This window comes from Sphingobacterium siyangense (assembly GCF_023277505.1).
GTDB classification, from domain to species: Bacteria; Bacteroidota; Bacteroidia; order Sphingobacteriales; family Sphingobacteriaceae; genus Sphingobacterium; species Sphingobacterium siyangense.
Genome location: NZ_CP080574.1, coordinates 5,277,114 through 5,298,969, shown reverse-complemented (window position 1 = coordinate 5,298,969; position 21,856 = coordinate 5,277,114). Strand labels below are relative to the sequence as shown.

General features: G+C 39.3%; 20 protein-coding genes. 9 read left to right on the top strand and 11 right to left on the bottom strand.

Annotated features, from left to right (window positions below):
- Positions 1-175: 175 nt before the first annotated feature.
- The 6 genes from K2F45_RS22325 to K2F45_RS22300 form a co-directional block, all read right to left on the bottom strand.
- On the bottom strand, positions 176-1,486 hold the full coding sequence (locus K2F45_RS22325) for an NAD(P)/FAD-dependent oxidoreductase (protein WP_075993980.1): 1,311 nt from the start codon (positions 1,484-1,486) through the stop codon (positions 176-178).
- A gap of 253 nt (positions 1,487-1,739) precedes the next feature.
- Positions 1,740-2,072: a 2Fe-2S iron-sulfur cluster-binding protein gene (locus K2F45_RS22320; protein ID WP_075993979.1), complete on the bottom strand. Its 333-nt coding sequence runs from the start codon at positions 2,070-2,072 to the stop codon at positions 1,740-1,742.
- A 2-nt stretch (positions 2,073-2,074) separates the two neighbouring features.
- Positions 2,075-3,079: an NAD(P)/FAD-dependent oxidoreductase gene (locus tag K2F45_RS22315; RefSeq protein WP_075993978.1), complete on the bottom strand. Its 1,005-nt coding sequence runs from the start codon at positions 3,077-3,079 to the stop codon at positions 2,075-2,077.
- Between the two features lie 2 nt (positions 3,080-3,081).
- Positions 3,082-3,519: a MarR family winged helix-turn-helix transcriptional regulator gene (locus K2F45_RS22310; protein WP_075993977.1), complete on the bottom strand. Its 438-nt coding sequence runs from the start codon at positions 3,517-3,519 to the stop codon at positions 3,082-3,084.
- 114 nt (positions 3,520-3,633) lie between these two features.
- A complete protein-coding gene (secDF, locus tag K2F45_RS22305; RefSeq protein WP_075993976.1) occupies positions 3,634-6,615 on the bottom strand; it encodes a protein translocase subunit SecDF in 2,982 nt (993 codons plus the stop codon).
- A gap of 259 nt (positions 6,616-6,874) precedes the next feature.
- Positions 6,875-7,348 (bottom strand): hypothetical protein, encoded by a 474-nt coding sequence (locus K2F45_RS22300; RefSeq protein ID WP_070565992.1) that lies wholly within the window; start codon positions 7,346-7,348, stop codon positions 6,875-6,877.
- A 224-nt stretch (positions 7,349-7,572) separates the two neighbouring features.
- Between K2F45_RS22300 and guaB the strand changes: the two genes are divergently transcribed.
- From guaB to K2F45_RS22275, 5 genes are all read left to right on the top strand, one after another.
- Complete coding sequence (gene guaB, locus K2F45_RS22295; protein WP_075993975.1) at positions 7,573-9,048, top strand: IMP dehydrogenase; 1,476 nt, start codon at positions 7,573-7,575, stop codon at positions 9,046-9,048.
- Positions 9,049-9,191: 143 nt separating this feature from the next.
- Positions 9,192-11,471 (top strand): ATP-dependent helicase, encoded by a 2,280-nt coding sequence (locus K2F45_RS22290; protein WP_070565989.1) that lies wholly within the window; start codon positions 9,192-9,194, stop codon positions 11,469-11,471.
- A gap of 53 nt (positions 11,472-11,524) precedes the next feature.
- Positions 11,525-12,355, top strand: a complete 831-nt coding sequence (locus K2F45_RS22285; protein ID WP_070565986.1) for a DUF4290 domain-containing protein — start codon at positions 11,525-11,527, stop codon at positions 12,353-12,355.
- 210 nt (positions 12,356-12,565) lie between these two features.
- Positions 12,566-13,891: a UDP-N-acetylglucosamine 1-carboxyvinyltransferase gene (gene murA, locus K2F45_RS22280; RefSeq protein WP_075993974.1), complete on the top strand. Its 1,326-nt coding sequence runs from the start codon at positions 12,566-12,568 to the stop codon at positions 13,889-13,891.
- 128 nt (positions 13,892-14,019) lie between these two features.
- Positions 14,020-14,952 (top strand): hypothetical protein, encoded by a 933-nt coding sequence (locus tag K2F45_RS22275; RefSeq protein ID WP_075993973.1) that lies wholly within the window; start codon positions 14,020-14,022, stop codon positions 14,950-14,952.
- Between the two features lie 67 nt (positions 14,953-15,019).
- Here the strand turns inward: K2F45_RS22275 and K2F45_RS22270 are convergent, their stop codons facing one another.
- On the bottom strand, positions 15,020-15,424 hold the full coding sequence (locus K2F45_RS22270; RefSeq protein ID WP_075993972.1) for a DUF5606 family protein: 405 nt from the start codon (positions 15,422-15,424) through the stop codon (positions 15,020-15,022).
- Positions 15,425-15,450: 26 nt separating this feature from the next.
- Complete coding sequence (locus K2F45_RS22265; RefSeq protein ID WP_046671802.1) at positions 15,451-15,909, bottom strand: peptidylprolyl isomerase; 459 nt, start codon at positions 15,907-15,909, stop codon at positions 15,451-15,453.
- A 164-nt stretch (positions 15,910-16,073) separates the two neighbouring features.
- On the opposite strand from K2F45_RS22265, the gene radC reads away from it, so the two are divergent.
- Both radC and K2F45_RS22255 read left to right on the top strand, forming a co-directional pair.
- Positions 16,074-16,772 (top strand): RadC family protein, encoded by a 699-nt coding sequence (gene radC, locus K2F45_RS22260; RefSeq protein ID WP_075993971.1) that lies wholly within the window; start codon positions 16,074-16,076, stop codon positions 16,770-16,772.
- Positions 16,773-16,789: 17 nt separating this feature from the next.
- Entirely contained in the window at positions 16,790-17,539 is a 750-nt protein-coding gene (locus K2F45_RS22255; protein WP_075993970.1) for a class I SAM-dependent methyltransferase, read from the top strand.
- Here the strand turns inward: K2F45_RS22255 and K2F45_RS22250 are convergent, their stop codons facing one another.
- The 3 genes from K2F45_RS22250 to K2F45_RS22240 are packed head-to-tail and all read right to left on the bottom strand — an operon-like array spanning position 17,540 to position 20,643.
- Positions 17,540-19,084, bottom strand: a complete 1,545-nt coding sequence (locus K2F45_RS22250) for an MFS transporter (protein WP_248932475.1) — start codon at positions 19,082-19,084, stop codon at positions 17,540-17,542. It lies immediately after the preceding gene.
- A 2-nt stretch (positions 19,085-19,086) separates the two neighbouring features.
- Complete coding sequence (locus K2F45_RS22245; protein WP_075993967.1) at positions 19,087-20,148, bottom strand: HlyD family secretion protein; 1,062 nt, start codon at positions 20,146-20,148, stop codon at positions 19,087-19,089.
- Positions 20,149-20,196: 48 nt separating this feature from the next.
- Complete coding sequence (locus tag K2F45_RS22240; protein WP_088162755.1) at positions 20,197-20,643, bottom strand: MarR family winged helix-turn-helix transcriptional regulator; 447 nt, start codon at positions 20,641-20,643, stop codon at positions 20,197-20,199.
- Between the two features lie 130 nt (positions 20,644-20,773).
- On the opposite strand from K2F45_RS22240, the gene K2F45_RS22235 reads away from it, so the two are divergent.
- Together K2F45_RS22235 and K2F45_RS22230 are read left to right on the top strand one after the other, a co-directional pair.
- Positions 20,774-21,259, top strand: coding sequence for a hypothetical protein (locus tag K2F45_RS22235; RefSeq protein WP_145328686.1), 486 nt, complete (start codon positions 20,774-20,776; stop codon positions 21,257-21,259).
- A gap of 110 nt (positions 21,260-21,369) precedes the next feature.
- Complete coding sequence (locus tag K2F45_RS22230) at positions 21,370-21,855, top strand: hypothetical protein (RefSeq protein WP_248932474.1); 486 nt, start codon at positions 21,370-21,372, stop codon at positions 21,853-21,855.
- Position 21,856: the final 1 nt, after the last annotated feature.

The following is a 21,856-nucleotide window of genomic DNA, read 5'->3' as shown; positions in this document are numbered from 1 at the left end:
CAACTATCTGAAGAGGGCTATTGTTTCGAAGTGTTTCTACAGTCTGTTATTACATGTTTTTAGCGAGTGGATTAAACAGGTAAAATAAGTGTAAAAAAAAAAACAGCGCCATTATCGTTTGGGATAATGGCGCTGTCGGGGTATTGAAATAGTTTATCTAAACTCCAATTGAAAGTTATTGGGCTGTTTCAGCCTGTTGTTCTTCCGGAGTCGGCTCATCATATTTGTGGAAGATCAAACGCACACCACTGTTTTTGGTGAAAAATTTGATCGACCAGTTTACGAATGTGATCAATTTATTTCTGAATCCATAGATGGACATCAAGTGGACAAACATCCAGGTCATCCAGCCAAAGAATCCATTGAAATGGATTTTTCCCATGTCAACGACAGCTTTATTACGACCTACCGTAGCCATGGACCCTTTGTCGAAATAGTTGAATTTCTCAGTTGGTTGATTAGACATTGTTTGAAGAATGTGTTTGGCAACATAAGCTCCCTGTTGCTGAGCCACCGGTGCAACACCTGGTAGGCCGCGAGGAAGGTCATCTGTGATAAATGCCGAAACATCACCAATGGCATAAACACCTGGCATATCGATAACACGACATTGATCATCTGTCTGTATACGGTTACCACGTTGGATAATCTCCTTTTTGAAACCATTCGGATACTGCCCAGCTACACCTGCTCCCCAGATAACAGTTTTTGTTTCGATACTTCTGCCATCGGCGAAAGTAATTGAATTGCCATCATATCCAGTTACCTGAACATTCAATAATACTTCTACACCCAAATCTTTGAGGTACTTTTCTGAATCTTTAGAAGATTTTTCAGATAAGTTGGCCAATACTTTTGGAAGTCCTTCAACCAGGTAAACCGACATCTCAGATTTTTTCAATTCTGGATAATCTTTCTCAAGAACATTGTTTTTGATCTCTGCGATTGCCCCCGAAAGTTCTACACCTGTTGGACCACCCCCAACAATAACAAAGTTCAAATTAGCTTTACGATCAGCAGGGTTTTCTATTCGTACTGCTTCTTCGAGGTTCTGTAAAACATAGCTTCGAATATTTAATGCTTCTTGTATATTTTTCATCGGCAAAGCATATTTCGTGATTTGCTGATTTCCGAAGAAGTTCGTGGTAGCACCTGTCGCAACAATTAAATAATCGTAGTCAAAATCACCAACATCTGTTCTTACAATCTTAGCCTCATTGTCTACGCTTTTTACGTCAGCAAGTCTAAAATGAAAGTTGTCTTGGCCTTTGAACATTTTGCGAACAGGGAAGGAGATGGAGTCCGCTGAAAGAGTACCCGTGGCAACTTGGTACATCAATGGTTGAAAAGTATGAAAGTTATTTCTGTCCAGCAACAGAACTTCAACTTCCTTATTTTTAAGCTTTTTAGCAACTTCAATTCCTCCAAATCCAGCACCAATAATGATTACTCTTGGGAATTTTCTATTTGAACTATTGCTTGGCATATTTTTAATAGTTTGTTGTAAAAATTCGGTACAATCGAATTAAGCTGCAAATATCTTAAATTTTGGCTCAAAAAGCTAAAAAATATTTATTTATTATGCTGATATGTTGTGAATTTTATTGTAAAGAGGCTAATTCTTTCAATAATATGTTTTGTAGTTGTTTGATTTTTAGCTCTTTATAGTGTACATTGTACCCTTTGAAAAAAAAAGATGTATAGTGTCATCATTGTGTATAAAATACACAATGATGACACTATTGTAGCGCGCCTTTGATCTTGATTTTCATGCCGTTATTGGTATTCTGTAAATGCAGCTGACAGGCAAGTCGACTTTGATCATCGGCATCCGGAAGTGTGTCCAGCATGTCGAGCTCCTGATCACTCGCTTCGGGAAGTGTATGCAGGCCTTCGACAACTTCGACATGGCAGGTAGCGCACAGCGCCATACCACCACAAGTGGCCAATATTTCATATTCGGATGCCTTTAAAATCTCCATGAGTGAAAGATTGATATCGGTAGGAACTTCCAGGATATTTTCGGTCCCATCCCGATCAATAACAGTGACTTGAATTAAATTATCGTCCATGGCTAGAAAGTATTTATACCGTTTACAGTGGTGTATTTGAATGTCAATTTTTGATCGGGATAGACAAATTTAAAGGCACTTTGACACATCAGGGCAGCCTCATGGTATCCACAGAGAATGAGTTTCAGTTTGCCTGGATAGGTGTTGATGTCTCCTATAGCATAGATCCGTTCGATATTGGTTGAGTAATCAAGCGTATTGACCTCTATCGCATTTTTATCGATATTTAATCCCCAATCTGCGATTGGACCAAGCTTCGGCGTAAGACCGTATAAAGGAATAAAATAGTCTGCATCTGTTGCTGTGACTTCTTTTTCTTTATTTGTTGTTTCAACATGAGATAAGTAGTCATTGCCATGAATATTGGTCAGATTGTGGGACAATAATAAGTTGATCTTACCTTGTTGGGCCAATTTGAAAACCTTTTCAGCCGAGTCCGGAGCGCCTCTGAAGGAGTCACTTCGGTGGATTAAAGTGACCTGTTGCGCAATATCTGCGAGATGGAAGGTCCAATCGAGCGCGGAATCACCGCCACCGGCAATGACGATTTTTTTATCCCGGTACTTGGCTGGGTCTTTTACCATATAATCTACGCCTTTTCCTTCAAAGAGATGAAGATTCGGAATTTCGGGCTTGCGTGGTTCAAAGCAACCTAAGCCCCCAGCGATGACAATGACCTGTGTATGAACCATCGTATGATCATTGGTTTCTACAATAAAAGAACCGTCGTCCTGTTTTGTTATATGTTCCACACGCTCGCCTAAGGTGAATGTGGGGTCAAAGGGTTTAATCTGTTCAAGCTGTTTATCGATCAACTCCTGCGCAGTGATACTTGGATAACCAGGAATGTCGTAGATAGGCTTATGGGGGTAAATCTCCGAAAGTTGACCGCCCACTTGGGGTAACACATCAATCAAATGGCAGCGCATTTTTAAAAGCCCAGCTTCAAAAACTGCGAATAGGCCAACAGGTCCTGCTCCGATGATACAGATATCCGTATTTATCATAGCTATTCTATATTTAAATTGTTATATATTGTATTCAAAATTCTTGTGAAAGCTTCGAAATCTTCGTCCGCTAAATTTTCCCAGGCCTTCATACGAATCTCCGTAACAATTGGCGTAAGCGATGCTACTTTCAATTTTCCTTCTTCTGTCAAATGGAGGTATAGACTCCGACGGTCTGTTTCGTCAGTGATCCGCTCAGCCAGATTCTTTTTAAGAAGGATATCTACGATCCGTGTCAGTGTGGGCTGGTCTTTTCCGCAGCGCTTGGCCAGTTCTTTTTGTGAAAGTTGATCTGTTTCGTATAAAGCCTTTAAAACGGTCCATTGGTCTACAGTAATATCAAATCCTTTCTCGGCAAAAGAAGATTGGGCGAACTGTTTTACTTTCTTGGCTGTTTGGTCCAAGATGAAGGAGTAGCGGTCAAATTTTTCGTTTAGCATACAAATATTTAGTACAACAAATATATTTAAAATATTTAGTGTGACAAGTAATTTGAATGCAATAAAAAAGGGCGTTCATTCGAACGCCCTTTTTTATTTTATCAATATCAGCTATTATGGTCTTACGACTTCAGCTTTTTTAGCAGTATTACCTTCTGCTAAATGCTTTCCTTTACGTAAGTCATATACTGAAGGTGCAGCTAAGATAATAGATGAATATGTACCTACGATAACACCGATTAAGATCGCGAATGAGAATCCACGGATAACTTCACCACCAAAGATAAACAATACAGCGAGAACAAACACGATTGTCAATGATGTGATAATTGTTCTACTTAATGTCGAGTTGATCGCATGGTTTACGACATCGCCAAGATCTTCATTATGTGCATTTGGTTTCGATACGAACTCACGTAAACGGTCAAATACAACCACTGTATCATTCACCGAGTAAGCAATTACAGTTAATATCGCTGCTACAAAGTGTTGGTCGATATCAAGTGAGAATGGAACGATACCATCCAAGATAGAGAATAATCCCAATAAAATGATCGCATCGTGAATTGTTGCAATAGCTGCTCCAACTGAATATTCCCATTTATGGAAACGGATCAAGATGTAAGCTGCAACAATGATGATAGAGAAAATTGCTGAGCTGGTTGCTCTAGATTTGATATCGGTAGCGATACTTGGTCCAACTTTTTGAGACGAAAGAATCTCATGTTTATTAGAAGCATCTACTTTCGATAGACCTTGGTTTAATTTGTCCAATACTTCTTTATCAGCAGTGTCCGAAGTTTCTTCAATATGGTAAGTTGTTGTAATACGCAATTGATTGGCTGCACCGAATACTTTTACCTCTGTTGTTTTCTTGAAGATATCGTCCAAGTTTGTACGTACAGCTTCTAAGTCCACAGGTTTATCATAGCGAACAGTATAAGTACGTCCACCTTGGAAATCCACGCCTAAACTGAATCCTTTTGTGAAAATTGATGCAGCAGAAATTAACACAGCAACGATTGAAATCGCGTAAAAGATTTTACGTTTCTGCACGAATTTGAAGTTTGCGTTATGCAAAGTGTTTGCAGACCAAGGGAAAGAGACTTTGATTTTGAAATCTTTCGCTAACATCCATTCAAAGATAACACGTGTAACTAAGATCGCAGTAAACAATGAAGTAATAATACCCACCATTAACGTTGTTGCGAAACCTAAGATCGGACCACTACCAAATAAAAATAGGATAATACCAATTAAGAAGGTTGTGATCTGCGAATCCAGGATGGAAGGTAAAGCATGTTTGTAACCATCGGCAACAGCCTGACGGATCGATTTTCCTAAGCCCAGTTCTTCACGGATACGTTCATAAATCAAAACGTTTGCATCGACAGCAGTACCCATTGTCAATACGATACCGGCAATACCAGGTAGGGTCAGTACAGCATTTAAGGATGCCAATACCCCCATAATGATAAATACGTTTAACAATACCGCGATGTTTGCTACGATACCCGCCGTATTGTAGTAAGCGATCATAAAGATCATTACCACGATAATACCGATAACAGCAGAATTTACACCGGCATCGATGGCAGCCTGACCCAAAGTAGGACCCACAACAGCTTCTTCAACGATTTTAGCCGTTGTAGGAAGACGACCTGCCTTCAATACGTTCGCCAAATCTTTGGTATCTTCTACCGTAAAGGATCCAGAGATTGATGAGCTACCATTTGGAATTTCACCGTTTACAGAAGGAGCAGAATAAACTACATTATCAAGAACGATAGCAATCGCATCTCTGTTTTGAGCTGCTTTTGCTGTAATTTTCTTCCATTGATGAGCACCTTCACTGTTCATTTGCATACCAACCACAGGTTGATTTTTCTCATCAAAGTTTGCTGTTGCGTCAGTGATCACATCACCCGTCAATACAGCACCATTGTCCTGTCCAGACCCTTTAATGGCGTATAATGATAGTTGCTCAGGTGTTTTTTGCTCTGGTTTAACAGACCATAAAAGCTTTAAGTTTCCAGGAAGTATTGATTTCACCTCAGGACGTTGCAAGTAAGCATTTACTTTTGCCGTATCTTTTAATGAAGCAATACCGACCATTGAACCTGGCATAAGTGCCATTTGTTGGTTTTCGCCCATGTAAACAGCTGGACGTAATACTTCAAATAATGGATTTTTCTGACCTAGATTTACAGCAGCACTGTCTTTCTTAGCATCTTTTTTACCACCGGTTAGATTAGACAATAAATCATCTGATTTTTTGCTTGTATCTGCGGCAGTATTTGTTGTAGCAGCTGGAGCAGCTTTTAACGTTGATGCTAAAGTTTTGTCGATATTTTCCAGTATTGGATAAACTTCCTGGTTTGTATATGTTTCGTAGAATTCCAATTTAGCCGAACCTTGTAATAGGTTACGAACACGGCTTTCATCTTTCACACCAGGTAATTCGATCAAAATACGGTTTGTACCTTGTTGAATTTGAATGTTTGGAGACGCAACGCCAAATTTATCGATACGTGTACGAAGTACTTTGTATGAGTTTTGGATGGCATTGTCTGCTTCTTTTTGAAGGAATGATTCAACTTTGGAGTCTGAATCACCAGGTTTAATTAGAGCAGCGTTATCTTTTGTTGAAAAGAATGTCGAAAGTGGAGTTGTAGCACCGATGGATTTGTACTCTTCCATAAATAAAGCAACGACTGTTTTTGCACTCGTTTTGCTTTTTGCTACTGCTTGCTCCAACGCTTTGTTGAATTTCTCATCTTTTGGATTGTTCGCCAAATTGCGGATCAATTCGTCCAATGAGATTTCCATGGTCACGTTCATACCACCTTTCAAATCCAATCCCAAAGCGAGTTCATTTGCTTTGGCTTCCCGATAGGTGTATTTTGCAAAACCTAAATTGTACACTACTTCACCGGCCATTGAGTCGAGGTAGCTTTTCTCTTTCGCCAAGTCTCCTTTGGCAAAATTCTCAGCATCTCGCTCCACATTGCGGGTCACCCAAGTAAATGATAGGGAGTATAGACACGCTAATGACACCACTATCACTAAAAGTTTAATCAGCCCTTTACCTTGCATCGTCTGTTATAATTGTATTAATTTTAATGTTAAATACTGTTTATGTAATTGATAATTAGTTCTCGTTTAATCACATTTTACCAAGAATGGCAAAGGTATAAAATTTTTGTAGAATGAAAAGTTTTATTTACGCCAATCAGGTCAACGGCATAAAAATAGGAGAATTGAAGAAAAAAAGAAATATTTATTGATTTTATTTATAAAAAAAGGCCCTGCTCAACATAGAGAAGGACCTTTTATACTGTTTAGTTGTCTTATATTATTTCAATGTGTATTTGATACCAAACGAGAATGTTGAAGCATCAAAATCACTGTTGTGGTTCAATCTCCAGTCAGGTTTCCAGTCTGCGTGGAATGCAATCGGAGCAACTGGAATTTTAAATTCCAAACCTAATTGCGGGCGTAATGCAACGTTTGTAATGTTATCACCTACGTCAATAAAAGTCAATTGTGCACCAACACCTGCATACCATCCCAAACCATTAACACCTTGGAAAGGTCTTGCATATTGGTAATCCGCACCAACAGCAACAACATGGTCATCAAACATCACTTGTGCTTGCCCCATGTTGGCACCACCAAAAGATTGCTTATATTGAACACCCCATAAGTCAGTTGTTGTACCATCGAATACAACACCTATCGCTGATCTAAATGGAGACTGAGCTTTCGCTTCCTGTGCGCCAAATGCTAATGCTGCGACGGCAGCTAATGAGAGTAATGTCTTTTTCATAATTATCTTATCTTTATATTTTCATTAATTAAAATAACTTTTCGTGTTACCAAAAGCAAATAGCCTGCCAAAAAATGATAAAGGCTGGGACGTACCCTAGATGAATGCTTAATTCATAACGTTTCTAATTTGTCTTCCGATTGTAATTTGTATCTTTTATTTTTTATTATTGCTTATTTTTCTTAAATTTGCCTGGCAAATAGAAAACCCAATACATATTTGCCATGCAATTAGATCCACAAAAATTCGTAGCAGAAGGTCTCACTTACGACGACGTCTTATTAATTCCAGCTTATTCTGAAATTTTACCCCGTGACGTTGATACGAGCACTTCGCTAACAAAAAAAATCAAATTAAATATTCCATTGGTTTCTGCAGCAATGGATACGGTAACCGGTGCTGATTTGGCGATTGCGATTGCTCAAGCTGGCGGTATTGGTATGTTGCATAAGAACATGACGATCGCAGAACAAGCTGCTGAAGTACGCAAAGTAAAACGTTCGGAGAGCGGTATGATTCAGGATCCAGTAACGTTATTGGCAACAGCAACTGTGGGTGATGCCTTCAATATTATGAAGGAGCACAAAATCGGTGGAATTCCTGTTGTGAACGAAAAAGGTCAATTGGTTGGTATTGTAACGAATCGTGATCTTCGTTTCCAAAAAGATATGAGCCGTCCAATCAACGAATTGATGACCAAGGAAAATCTTGTTGTTGCTCCCGAAGGAACGGATTTGGTGAAAGCGGAAGAAATTCTTCAGAACGAAAAAATCGAAAAACTTCCTGTAGTTAATGAAGAAGGTATTTTGAAAGGCTTGATTACCTTTAAAGATATCCAAAAATATAAACATTATCCCAATGCTGCCAAAGATAGCCATGGCCGTTTATTGGTTGGTGCGGCAGTAGGTGTTACACCAGATACCCTTGATCGCGTTGAGGCTTTGGTGAAAGCAGGTGTGGATGTGGTTACAATCGATACGGCACACGGGCATTCTAAAGGTGTAATCGATAAATTGAAATTGGTGAAATCGCAGTTTCCTGAGCTACAGGTAATCGTTGGAAATATTGCGACCGGTGCAGCAGCAACAGCTTTGGCTGAAGCAGGTGCAGATGCCGTAAAAGTAGGTATCGGACCGGGCTCAATTTGTACAACCCGTATTATTGCTGGTGTTGGTGTTCCTCAGCTTTATGCTGTATATGAAGTTGCCAAAGCACTTAAAGGAACTGGCGTGCCTTTGATCGCAGATGGTGGTATCAAACAAACTGGTGATATTGCAAAAGCAATTGCAGCCGGAGCAAGCACAATTATGGCTGGCTCTTTATTCGCCGGTGTGGAAGAAGCTCCAGGTGAAACAATTATCTATGAGGGACGTAAGTTTAAATCTTACCGCGGTATGGGCTCAATCGAAGCCATGGAAAAAGGATCTAAAGATCGTTATTTCCAAGACGTAGAAGATGATATCAAAAAATTGGTTCCTGAAGGTATTGTTGGGCGTGTTCCTTACAAAGGTACATTAGCTGAGGTCGTTTATCAATATATTGGCGGATTACGCGCTTCTATGGGATACTGTGGTGCTGCAACAATTGAAAAATTACAGGAAGCACAATTTGTCCGCATTACAGGAGCAGGGTTGAGAGAGTCCCATCCACATAATATTTCCATTACGAAGGAAGCACCAAATTATAACAGCAGAGGCTAGATGTTGCTTGGATGATATAAAAACCGATAATCTTGATTATCGGTTTTTTTTGTGTAAAAATATTAGCAAGATAGCCCCAGTGATCAATAGGAAATTTGTACTTTTATACCCTATTCTCAGGTTTTAAAATTTAAGGAGTTAATTTGGATTATTTAGCGGGTTTAAACCCTTCACAACGAGGAGCCGTAGAGCAAACAGAAGGTCCTGTGATGATTGTTGCAGGAGCTGGTTCAGGAAAAACACGGGTAATTACCTATCGTGTAGCACACTTGATTCGAAAAGGTGTTGATCCATTCAATATCTTGGTATTAACATTTACCAACAAGGCTGCCAAAGAGATGCGCGCACGTATCGTTTCTGTTGTTGGAAGCGAAGCGAAAAATATTTGGATGGGAACATTCCACTCGGTATTCGCAAAGATACTCCGTGTCGAAGCAGAATTGATCGGTTATCCCAGAAACTTTACCATCTACGATACGGACGATACCAAAAGTTTGTTGCGTGCCATTTTAAAGGAAATGAATCTCGATGATAAGCTGTATAATGTCAATCATGTGTATGGACGTATCTCACAGGCAAAAAACAACTTGATCTCACCGCAGGAATATAATAAGAATGAAGCCATACTGGCCGAAGATATTTCCAATGGTCGTGGTCAATTGGGGCAGATTTATATGACCTATGCACAACGCTGTTACCGTGCTGGAGCAATGGATTTTGATGACCTCTTGTTTAAAACAAATGTCTTGTTAAACAAGCATCCAGAGGTATTGCATAAATATCAGCATCAATTTCGCTATCTGATGGTCGATGAGTACCAGGATACCAACTTCTCCCAATACCTTATTGTCAAACGCCTGGCAGCAGTCAACGAAAATATCTGCGTGGTTGGGGATGATGCACAATCGATCTATGCATTTCGTGGTGCAAATATTCAGAATATCCTGAATTTCCAAAAGGATTATCCTGATGTGAAGATCTTTAAACTGGAGCAGAATTATCGATCGACTAAGATGATCGTAAATGCGGCCAATTCGGTGATTGCGAATAATCAGAATCAATTGGAAAAAAATGTTTTCTCGGATAATGAAGAGGGCGAAAAGATCAAGGTTTCACGTGCTTTCTCTGACAATGAGGAAGGTAAGATCGTTGCTGACCAGATTATCGAAGAGAAATCGTTAAAAGGACTTAATTATAAAGATTTTGCTATTCTGTATCGTACCAACGCCCAATCCAGGGCAATGGAGGAGGCCTTGCGCAAAATTAATATCCCCTATAAAATATACGGTGGTACTTCTTTCTATCAACGGAAAGAAATTAAAGATCTGATCGCGTATTTCAGACTCACCTTCAACCCAAATGATGAGGAAGCACTAAAGCGTGTTATCAATTATCCACGTAGAGGGATAGGGGATACGACGATAGAGAAGATCATGATCGCTGCAGATCAGAATCAATACCGTATATGGGATGTTGTTGCAAATGCAGCCCAGTTTCTAGACGGACGCAGTGCAACTTCTGTCGGTGGTTTTGCACAGATGATACAGAGTTTTCAGGCTCTTGCCAAAAACAATAACGCATTTGATACGGCAATGCATATTGCGCAGCACTGTGGTATTCTGAAAGAATTGTATGAAGACAAATCGGTAGAGGGGCTGGCGCGTTACGAAAATATCCAGGAACTCCTCAATGGTATCAAGGAATTTTCGGAACGGGAAGATATCGAAGAGCGTGGACTTGATGTCTATATGCAGGATATCGCCCTGTTGACAAACGACGATAATGATAAAGATCCAAATGCTGATACTGTATCATTGATGACCATCCACTCTTCCAAAGGATTGGAATTTCCGATTGTTTTCATTGTAGGCTTAGAAGAAAACCTATTTCCTTCCCAGTTGTCGTTGAATTCCAGGTCGGAATTGGAAGAGGAACGAAGACTTTTTTATGTCGCTGTTACGAGAGCTGAAAAAAAATTACTACTTTCGTATGCTACTTCGCGATATCGTTGGGGAACGCTGAATAACTGCGAACCCAGTCGCTTCTTGGATGAATTGAATCCGGCATGTCTTGCATTGGATTTTAAACCACGACAAACTTCTGCCTCAGCCGGAAGTTTTCAAGGCGAACGAATTGCATGGCAACAAAAGGATAGTGATGATACGTTTTCTAAACCTAAGCCTAAGCCGATGGTTAAAACGACATCAATACTACCGAAAGCCCACAAACCTACTGCGGGTTTTGCTCCTTCAGATACATCAAATCTTCAAGTCGGCATGGAAGTTGAACATGAACGTTTTGGATTTGGTAAAGTTGTTAATCTCGAAGGAAACAAAGGAGATATAAAAGCAACTATTTTCTTTAAAGAGTTGGGACAGAAACAATTGTTGCTTAAATTTGCAAAACTTAGAATAATTCAATAATAAAATACCAAAACGGCATCTTGATCGTTTAATTAGGTACTTATATTAGCTATATGAACTTTGACTACAACAGCACTAGACCAAAATTGATCCTTGCAGAATATGGTCGCAATGTGCAAAATATGGTAGATTACATCTGTACTTTACCCACAAAGGAAGAAAGAAATAAACATGCGCAGATTGTAATCGATATGATGGGGGTATTGAACCCACATTTGAGAGACGTGTCTGATTTTAAACATAAACTGTGGGATCACCTACAGATTATCTCTGATTTTAAATTGGATATTGACTCACCTTATCCAATTGCTACAGCGAAAAGTGTGAAACACGAAGTTGAGCATTTGGGCTATCCGCAGCATTCCATTAGATTCAAGCACTATGGTTTTACCGTAGAGAAAATGATTGAAAAGGCTTTATTGGCTAATGACGAGGCTAAAAGAGAGCAGATGGTTATCGGTATCGCCAATTTTATGAAAATGGCTTACCTGACCTGGAATAAGGATTCTGTTTCGGACGAGTTGATCATCCAGGATCTCAAAGAGTTGTCAGGTTATCAATTGACCTTACCAGAAGGTACTGTATTGACCAAACTTGACTTTAAAACTCCGCCTCCGGGAAATCGCGTTAAAGGTCCGGCTAACAGTAACTCAGGCGGAAATAATAACAATAACAATAATAATAATTCCGGTCACCAGTCGAAAGGTGGAGGCAAGCCTCGTATGACAAGTAACAACAACAATAATACGAAGCGCAATAACTACGGAAGCAATAACAACAGCTACAGTAGGGATAATAATAACAACAGCTACGGTAGGGACAACAATAACAACAATAACAGAAACAGAAAGCCGCAGGGTAATTATAATAATAAACGAGGCTAGTTCTTAAAGATTTTGTTTAAAGAAGCAGGCAATTGCGAAGTGATTAACAGATTTCTTTACAATTGCCTTCTTTTTTTAAGAATCGCGCTGTTTTATAAAAAAACAAGGTTCTTTGGTCTCCGATCCCGGTATGTTAGGCGGAAGGCTAAATATCCCAAGGCTAATACAAGAACCGGGATAAGATACTAAGAAGATATCACTTATATATAAATGAACGCATTTGAAATAATCGGTGGAAAACCGTTAAAGGGAGAGATTATTCCTCAAGGAGCAAAAAATGAGGCCTTACAGATTCTTTCTGCAGTTTTACTGACAGAAGAACCTATGACCATCAGTAATATCCCAGATATTAAGGATGTCAATAAGTTGATCGATCTATTGGCTGCTTTAGGTGTTAAAATTGATCGCATAGATAAGGACACATACGTTTTTGAAGCTAAAGATATAAATATAGACTATTTCCAGTCACCTGAATTTAAAGAAAAAGGTGGTGGATTGCGTGGCTCTATCATGATTGTCGGTCCTTTGTTGGCTCGATTCGGAAAAGCCGCTATTCCGAAACCGGGGGGTGATAAAATCGGCCGTAGACGATTAGATACACACTTTTTGGGTTTTGAAAAATTGGGTGCTAAGTTTGTGTACGATGCGACTACCCATTTTTTTAACGTTGATGCAACGGAGTTAAAAGGAAGTTATATCCTTTTGGACGAAGCTTCTGTAACGGGTACGGCGAATATCGTGATGGCTGCTGTATTGGCAAAAGGGACAACAACGATATACAACGCTGCTTGTGAGCCGTATTTACAACAACTATGTAAGATGTTGAATCGCATGGGGGCTAAAATATCCGGTATTGGATCTAATTTGTTGACCATCGAAGGAGTAGAGCGTCTGGGGGGAACTTCACACCGCATGTTGCCTGATATGATTGAAATAGGTTCTTTCATCGGACTTGCAGCAATGACAGGTTCAGAAATCACCATTAAAGATGTCTGTTTCGAAGAACTTGGCGTTATTCCATCTGTATTTTCGCGCTTAGGCATCGAGTTTGAATTACGTGGTGATGATATTTTTATTCCGGCGCAAGAATCGTATGAAATCGATACATTTATCGATGGATCTATCCTGACGATTTCAGATGCACCTTGGCCAGGTTTTACGCCCGATCTATTAAGTATAGTACTTGTTGTGGCGACTCAGGCAAAAGGAAACGTATTGATCCACCAAAAAATGTTCGAGAGCCGTTTGTTCTTCGTGGACAAATTGATCGATATGGGGGCGCAGATTATCTTGTGCGATCCGCACCGCGCAACCGTTATTGGACTGAATAAATCACACCACCTGAGAGGTATTGAGATGACTTCGCCAGATATTCGTGCCGGGGTGTCTTTATTGATTGCAGCGCTATCTGCCAAAGGAAAATCTGTGATCCACAATATCGAACAGATTGAACGTGGCTATCAAGATATCGAAGAACGCTTGCGTAAATTAGGAGCAGATATTAAACGTATCGATGCCGAACCAAAAGGTCATTAATTAATGCGAATAGCCTATGTGCTAGCGTAAGATAAAAGAAGCTCCGGATATAAATTCTGGGGCTTTTTTTGTGATATCTGCATCAAATAAGGTAAATTTGTCTATACTACATTTAAACAACTATAGATATGAAAAAATATCTAAAAAAGTACGCCTTAATTTTCCCATTATTAGGCATAGTACTTCTTTTTCACAATTGTCAATCCTCTACACCCAAAGAGGTTAAACTACATGAAGAATCAAATACAACAACGGATATCCGCTCTTCTAAACGGATCAATGCTGCGGTAATCGTACAAAAAGTTACTTTTCCCAATATGCCTTTTGCTGAACTAATCAGGTTGATGAATCTGACCAAAGATAGTTCACCTGCTGCATTGTGGAAGGCAATATCCACGCTACCCCAGGCGGAACAAATGAAGAAAGATAGCTTTGATATTGAAAATCCCCTGCAGCGTATGGAGCTGATGCTTGCCCCTTTACGTAAGATGGAAATTAAATTTGATCAACAACAAGCGAAATCTGATGCTGCGGGCCTGACGTACCGCCTGGAAAATTATGTGAATTATAGCAAAGGTTCAGGCGAGGCTTTTTTAGCAAATAGTGGCAACGAGACTATCAATGTAGGACTGAACTATCCAGAAGGGAAACTTAATGGATTGGCGAAAGTGCAGATACGAATAAATCCCAAAGAGTATATGATCGATAAGACCGGAAAAACAAAAGTAATTGCCGGAATTACCTGTCAGCAGGCCATTTACAATAAAATTGATGCAATGGATAAAACGCTCCCTAAATTTGTCGTTTGGAAGAGCCCACGGATCCCGAAGGGAATCAATCTGCTGCACCCCTATGTGTTTGATGAAAACGAAGGGATTCTTGAAATTGATGCCTATCTCAATGAAGATGAAAATTCCCTATTGCGCTTTACAACCACAGCTGTCGTCGAAAAGCAATTTGAACCCAAAGAATTTGAGGTTACAAAAGCCCATGCTAAACTTGACGCGGCCAAAGATCAAAACAGCATCGAAAAAAATGTACTTGATGTCGTGTTTCATTAGAAAACACCATAAAAAAGGAGTTGATCACATGATCAACTCCTTTTTTATTTGGGATATATGTAAAAGTTTACATTAAAGGAGCAGGTGCTTCTTCTTCAAATAAAGGGAATTCCTTGATAATGTTATACCATGTGATAACCTTTTTAATATCCGAAGAATAAACACGTGATTCATCATGGCCAGGAGCTACTTCACGGAAGAAATCTCTTAATGTTGCGCCATCAGATTTTGTATCTGGCAGAGCGATGCCTTTCTCTTTGATTGTTTCAAAAATATTCAATAGACGAATTTCTTCTTCTTCACCATAGATGGTGATATCTTCCAAAGTCGCCATTTTTGTAGAAGATAAACTTACTACCGTTTTAATTTTTGCCTGATCAAGGGTTTCTAAAATAAAACCACCTTTATTTTGTCCAACCAATTTGAACAATCCTGGTTTACCAGTTACGGATACTAATGCTCTTAAATTCATTTTAATACTATTTAAATCTCCAAGAATTAATCTTCGATAACTTCAATTGATAAAATACGGTCACCTTGTCTGATATCGTCAACAATGTCTACGTTCTCGATAACTTTTCCAAAACAAGTATGGTTACGATCTAAGTGAGCAGTGTTGTTACGGCTATGACAGATGAAAAATTGAGAACCACCAGTATTACGGCCTGCATGAGCCATAGACAATACACCTCTATCGTGGTATTGGTTTTCGCCTGTTAATTCACAGTCAATTTTATAACCAGGGCCACCCGTTCCAGGGATTCCTGCAGCTCCTTCACGTGAATTTGGACATCCACCTTGGATAACGAAATCAGGGATTACACGGTGAAATGCCAATCCATCATAATATCCTGATTTAGCAAGTTTGATAAAATTGGCTACTGTATTTGGAGCATCAGCTGTGTAGAACTCCACAGTCATGTCGCCTTTTTCTGTTTTAATAATCGCTTTACTCATATTCAAAAATTTTTATGAAATACAAAGATAACGTTTCAGAGTGAAATGTGAAGTAAATCCCGATTGCCAATTTTTTTTAATTGATAGATTGTGTATTTCTCAGGATATTAAGTAACAGTATTTTTGTATATTTATGTACGCTAGCCAATTATAATTAACTGTAGATGTCAAATCCGTACAAACTAGTCATTCGGGAGTGGGCAGAGGCCGATCGTCCGAGAGAGAAACTATTGAGCCAGGGCCGTAGGGCGCTTACCGACGCCGAATTACTGGCTATTTTAATCGGGTCTGGTTCCAAAAATGAAAGTGCTGTTGAATTATGCCGGCGCATATTGGCCGATGTCAATAACAACCTGCAGACGCTTTCGATGATGGAGGTTTCAGAACTGAGCATGTATAAAGGGATAGGCGAGGCAAAAGCTATCGCTATTCTTGCCGCATTGGAGCTCGCACGCCGGAAAAACGACCTGCCCGTAGAACAGCGTAAGCTCGTAAATAGCAGCCGCTTCGTTTACAACTTTATGAAACCCATACTTCAGGATCTGCCCCATGAAGAGTTTTGGACTCTGTATCTCAATACGGGGTATAAAATATTAGACAAACAACTGATCGGACGCGGCGGTAATGATTTTACGCCAGTTGATGTCAGGATTATATTACGATCTGCACTTAGCCTTAAAGCACATGCAATTATATTAGTTCATAACCATCCCTCGGGCACCTTGTATCCAAGCAATGCTGACAAAATTCTGACGCAAAAAATTGTTGAAGCCTCTAAAATTATGGATATTAGAGTTGCCGATCATTTAATCTTTACCGATAACGGATATTATAGTTTTAAAGATGAAGGTATAATCGACTAGTTACAGCAATTCTTATTATGAACAAAAACAGTATTGATAGATTCACGGACAGGGTTGTCGATTACGAGAAATTTAGACCATGTTACCCAAAAGAGATTATTCAGGTGCTTAAAGAACAAATAGGGCTGGATAAAAAATGGTTGGTTGCCGATATCGGTAGTGGTACAGGGCTATCTACGCAACTTTTTCTCGAAAATGGGAATGACGTTTTTGCTGTTGAACCCAATCGGGAAATGCGTGAATCTTTACTGCATCATTTTAAAACCTATCGGAATTTAATCGCGCTGAATGCGACTGCCGAAGATACATCTATTGAGTCTGGATGCGTAGATCTCATTTTTGCAGGGCAATCGTTTCATTGGTTTGACCGGGAAGCATGTAAGAGGGAGTTCGCTCGCATTCTCACAGAAAATGGACGTATTGTACTGGTCTGGAACCAGCGTGATCCCGGCGATGCTTTTCAACAGGAGTACGAAGATTTTCTGCTCAGTCATATACCAAGTTATCAATCTGTCAGTCACAAAAATATCAGTGATGATGATCTCAAACAATTTTTTGGATCACGTTCAATGACCAAGGTAACCTTACCAAATCAACAGATATTGGACCTTCGGTCGTTTTTGGGAAGAGTACGTTCATCATCCTATTTTCCAAAAGAGCAGGCTGAAAACAAAACGCTCTATGACGATCTCCGTACACTTTTCGATAAGTACGCAATCGCTGAGCGTATCGTATTCAAGTATATTACTGAAATTTATATCAGTTAACTAAGAAATGGGAATTTGCAAAGCTTCTTTCGTTGCATTTTTTCTCTTCCAGTCGAAAACTCTTCGTATAGGCGAAGAATGAAAAGGGAAGATTAAGATGAATAACGTTAGGATTACCCCGATAATAAATAGCCCGGAGTAGGCGTCGCGTATGGATAGTAGCGAGGCTTGGACTTGGACCGATTTCATTATATTTCCTCTTTGTAGCACCAAGCTATTTGTTCGATCGATTATACCAGCAAGATTATTGGCATTGAGGATCTGTAGGTGGTAATACCAATTAGTAATGATGTTTGACCAGACTACAGGCACCAAAAATGAACGTGTAAGAATCAAAAATACTAAGCCAGAGAGGTAATATTTACTGGGAATATTGCCGGCCATATATACGCCTATTCCAATGTAGGAAGTGATCACGCCCATTCCTCTTAATGTCAAAGGGAGATAGAACAAAGCCGAGTTTGTATGTTGGTCAATAATCCTTGCAAAGAAAAAGCAAGATAGGGCATAACACGCTGCTGAGAATGCCAAAATGAACTTGCATTTTTTTGTTATTTTGAAATAAATATAAGCGATTACTGCGCCGATCATATAACCAGGAATTACATAGGTATTTATTTCGGCGACTTCCAAGGGGTTTGTACCAAGCGTAATTCCCAAAAGGGAGGAGTACAGCGAGGTCGAGCTATAAAAAATGCCGAAAATAAAAATTGTTCCAATGGAGATAGGCAGAATCCGTGTTGAAAAGGCTTCAAAATTTAAGAGTGATTTTCGGATTAGTACACTTCTATTTATAAAAAGTATAAAAAAACAGAGCGATGCGATTCCGGTGACCAAAATAAACCTGGAATGAAACCAATTTTGTGTCAGACCATATGTGCTGAAATAGGCAAAATTCAATAATGAAATACAAAGTAAAATACTTCCAAACCAGTCATATTGATAAAGAGGTACCTTTTTAAAATCTGACGATTTCATAAAGATGATGCAGATTAACAACGCTACTGCAAGTAGTATATTTTGAAATAAAAAGACAGTTTCCCAATAGAAACGCGTTGCAAATAGAACAGATACATAACTTGCCAAGGCAGGAATGATCATTGTCATGGGGTAGTAGACTGCATATAATTGATATCGTTCTCCACGTGGCATGAGAAAAGGGATCATTTCCCCAATGATAGCCATAGTGACAATAATCTTGGCACTCCCAATAAAAAATGTGGCCATACAGATGTTGACACCATTATTGGCATGTTCCAAAACCGCATTGGAAGCGAGGATAATGAAGATAGATACAATTAATATCGTCTTTTTGGAAAATAATTTCAACAACCTAAATACCAGTGGTATGGCACATACCATTCCCGCATAATAACAATATGTAGCCATACTCAAATCTGCGGTGATACCGGCGTATCCATTCATGACATACGTGTTAATGGAAGTTGGGATTCCATTATTGAACGAAAATAAAATATTGAGTAGAAACAGAAAGAACAATTCCCAACCTGAACTCAACCAATCTCTGAATATACGATCTTTCATGATTATTTAATACGTATGATAGCATTCATACCTACGCGAAGCATGGCGAGATCTTTTGGGGTATTGGATGCTGTAAAATTAATTCTAACCGGAATGCGCTGTTGTACCTTAACGAAGTTCCCCGTAGAATTGTCAACCGGAACAGCAGAATACTTAGATCCTGTTGCTTCGGATATGGCGGCTACTTCACCTTCAAATGTCTTCCCGGCCAATGCATCAATTTCAATGTTGACTTTTGCCCCGAGAGCAATATTTTTTAGTTGACTTTCGGTATAATTTGCGGTAATCCATTTCTGCTCATCACGTACAATATTGACCAATGGCGTACCGTTTTGCACCAATTGACCCTCTTCAATCGTCCGCCGTCCCAATACACCGTCGTACGGTGCAGTGATAACCGTATACGAAAGGTTTAACTTGGCTAGATCAATCGCAGATTCGGCCTTTAGTAATGAGGCATCATTGATTGACAGCTTCTGTTCAGACTCATGTGTGTTAAGTTTCGATACACGCTCTTGCGCCAAAAGTGCCTTATATTTGGCTAACATGGCCTCATAATCTGCTTTTACCTGATCGAATTGATATTGCGTTACTGCTTCATCTTTCACGAGACTCTCGTAACGCCTATAATTCAATTCCATATTATCTAGCCGGGCTCTCATCTCATCGATATTGGCATTTGCTATCGCAGTACTGTTGCCGGCAATGGCAATTCCAGATTGCGATATTGTTTTACTTGCTTTGGCATCGGCAAGAGTGGCTTGTGCATTTTGTAATAAAATTCTGTACTCAGCATCATCAATAATGACGAGTGTATCGCCTTTGTGAACTTTTTGATGCTCATCAAATCGAATTGTTTTGATATAACCGCTGATACGCGAATTTATAGGGGTAATATGGGCATCTACCTGGGCATCATCTGTATAAACAGATTCGTTGATGTGGAAAAAGACTAAGATACCCCAGATAATTGTAACCACAATGACGACTGCAGATAGGATGTTGATGATCCATATCTTCCGCCTTCGTTTTATTTCTTTCTCACTTAATGTTGAATTGCTCATGACTCAATTACTTATCTTCTTTTTTTCTGAAAATCAAGGCTCCCGATACTATTGCTTATCAATAATTGCGGTCAATTTTTCGAGAGTTTCTGTAATTTCCAATACTTTTTTTTCTGATATCTCCTGCAGGATCACACGGTAGAGGTCTTGCTGGACAGGATCTAATAATGTCCTATATTCGTCTCCCTTTACCGTTAATTCGATTAAATTATTTCGTCTGTCATTGGGATCGCTTACGCGTCTAACCAGATCCCGTTTACAAAGATTATCGATCAGCGGAGTGACACTTGCTTTGTTCTTCTGTATTGCTGTGGCTATATCTTGCTGATTCATTTGCTCCTTCTTCCACAGTGCTGCCAATACTTGTAACATTTCATAGGTGATATCCAATTGCTGTTCCTTTATTTTCTGGATATAGTATTGTTTTAAGCTCGTTCGCAAAGCAATGATACTATCCACTAAGGGTTTTACTGGATTCATGGATTCGTTTTTCATAGCACAAAGTTAAACATAAAACAGTTAAATATCAAACTAATTTATTTTAGTTAAAAATGTGTTAAAGATGAGTGCTTTAGAGAGAGATGGCATTTTATTTGGAAGCACTTAAACGAAAGGAAAAAAAGATATGTTAAGAGTTGAATTAATCTTCTTTAGACGTTGCCTACTGCCATTGCTGATTTTAGGAGGTGGGATAAGTGTTGTAAGGGCACAGCAAATGCATGCTTTTAATAACTTAGAAACCGATTATCATTTTGTATATCGGTGGGTAGATCCATTCTTCCCTTTAAGCCCACAGGTCGATGTGATGACCTTGGACGTTGCGCCGATCGATAAAGAGCCCGAGCAGCAGGAGAAAATAAAAACGTCAACGGGAAAACAGCGTTTTAACGGCAGGGTGAGTGAGCGCGTATATGAAGGTTCGGAAGTAATCGTGAGCCCTGGAGAATCGGTTGGCAATATAACCTACAGCTCCACTAGCTCCGCCACCCGGTATCGTGTTGCCATTGATCGACGCAGTAATGAGCACTACCATGGAAAGCCTGTATTTATAGATGCGAAGGGGGTAAAATATGTAATTGATTCGAAATTTAGAAAACAAGTTGTCGAATAATTCCTTGGCTAGGTTAAAAATTTGTTAAAATTATTTTTTCAGGTAATTAAATCGAAATACGGCATTTGTATTGTACTTTTATTTACAATTATTTAAATAACAATTGAGTTATGAGAGCAATAAATCGTTTCAAAAAAATCACAGCTGCATTAGCTTTGATCGCTGCAGTGGGATTGGGACAATCCTATGCACAAACGGCTCCTAAAAAAATGGAAAAAGAAGCCAAAAAGTCTGAACAAAAAGCAAAAGAAGTAAAGACTAAAGCCAACGAGGCCGAAACGAAAACGAAGGCAGCGCCGGTGAAAGCTACTGCGAAGAAGGAAGCTGCAGTCAAGGAAAAGTCAGTGCAGACGAAAAAGATGGCTGATACAAAAACAGCGCCAGCAGCACCAATGGAAGCGAAGGAAAAAGCCGTAAAAAAAGAAAGTGCTAAAGCTGAAAAACAAGCCGCTGCTGTTAAAAAGGATGCCGTAGCTACAGCTGATAAAGCAACAAGTGAAAAATATAATGGACATACAGTTTATCTCGGTCCAAAAGGTGGCAAATATTATATCAACGGAAATGGTAACAAAACGTACATTTCTGACAAAAAGTAAA

Coding starts and splice junctions, on each gene's coding strand:
- K2F45_RS22255 (WP_075993970.1), top strand. CDS start 16,790: ATGAACAAAAACAGTATTGATAGATTCACGGACAGGGTTGTCGATTAC.
- murA (WP_075993974.1), top strand. CDS start 12,566: ATGAACGCATTTGAAATAATCGGTGGAAAACCGTTAAAGGGAGAGATT.
- K2F45_RS22285 (WP_070565986.1), top strand. CDS start 11,525: ATGAACTTTGACTACAACAGCACTAGACCAAAATTGATCCTTGCAGAA.
- K2F45_RS22235 (WP_145328686.1), top strand. CDS start 20,774: ATGTTAAGAGTTGAATTAATCTTCTTTAGACGTTGCCTACTGCCATTG.
- K2F45_RS22315 (WP_075993978.1), bottom strand. CDS start 3,079: ATGATAAATACGGATATCTGTATCATCGGAGCAGGACCTGTTGGCCTA.
- K2F45_RS22270 (WP_075993972.1), bottom strand. CDS start 15,424: ATGAATTTAAGAGCATTAGTATCCGTAACTGGTAAACCAGGATTGTTC.
- guaB (WP_075993975.1), top strand. CDS start 7,573: ATGCAATTAGATCCACAAAAATTCGTAGCAGAAGGTCTCACTTACGAC.
- K2F45_RS22300 (WP_070565992.1), bottom strand. CDS start 7,348: ATGAAAAAGACATTACTCTCATTAGCTGCCGTCGCAGCATTAGCATTT.
- secDF (WP_075993976.1), bottom strand. CDS start 6,615: ATGCAAGGTAAAGGGCTGATTAAACTTTTAGTGATAGTGGTGTCATTA.
- K2F45_RS22275 (WP_075993973.1), top strand. CDS start 14,020: ATGAAAAAATATCTAAAAAAGTACGCCTTAATTTTCCCATTATTAGGC.
- K2F45_RS22325 (WP_075993980.1), bottom strand. CDS start 1,486: ATGCCAAGCAATAGTTCAAATAGAAAATTCCCAAGAGTAATCATTATT.
- radC (WP_075993971.1), top strand. CDS start 16,074: ATGTCAAATCCGTACAAACTAGTCATTCGGGAGTGGGCAGAGGCCGAT.
- K2F45_RS22320 (WP_075993979.1), bottom strand. CDS start 2,072: ATGGACGATAATTTAATTCAAGTCACTGTTATTGATCGGGATGGGACC.
- K2F45_RS22250 (WP_248932475.1), bottom strand. CDS start 19,084: ATGAAAGATCGTATATTCAGAGATTGGTTGAGTTCAGGTTGGGAATTG.
- K2F45_RS22245 (WP_075993967.1), bottom strand. CDS start 20,148: ATGAGCAATTCAACATTAAGTGAGAAAGAAATAAAACGAAGGCGGAAG.
- K2F45_RS22240 (WP_088162755.1), bottom strand. CDS start 20,643: ATGAAAAACGAATCCATGAATCCAGTAAAACCCTTAGTGGATAGTATC.
- K2F45_RS22265 (WP_046671802.1), bottom strand. CDS start 15,909: ATGAGTAAAGCGATTATTAAAACAGAAAAAGGCGACATGACTGTGGAG.
- K2F45_RS22230 (WP_248932474.1), top strand. CDS start 21,370: ATGAGAGCAATAAATCGTTTCAAAAAAATCACAGCTGCATTAGCTTTG.
- K2F45_RS22310 (WP_075993977.1), bottom strand. CDS start 3,519: ATGCTAAACGAAAAATTTGACCGCTACTCCTTCATCTTGGACCAAACA.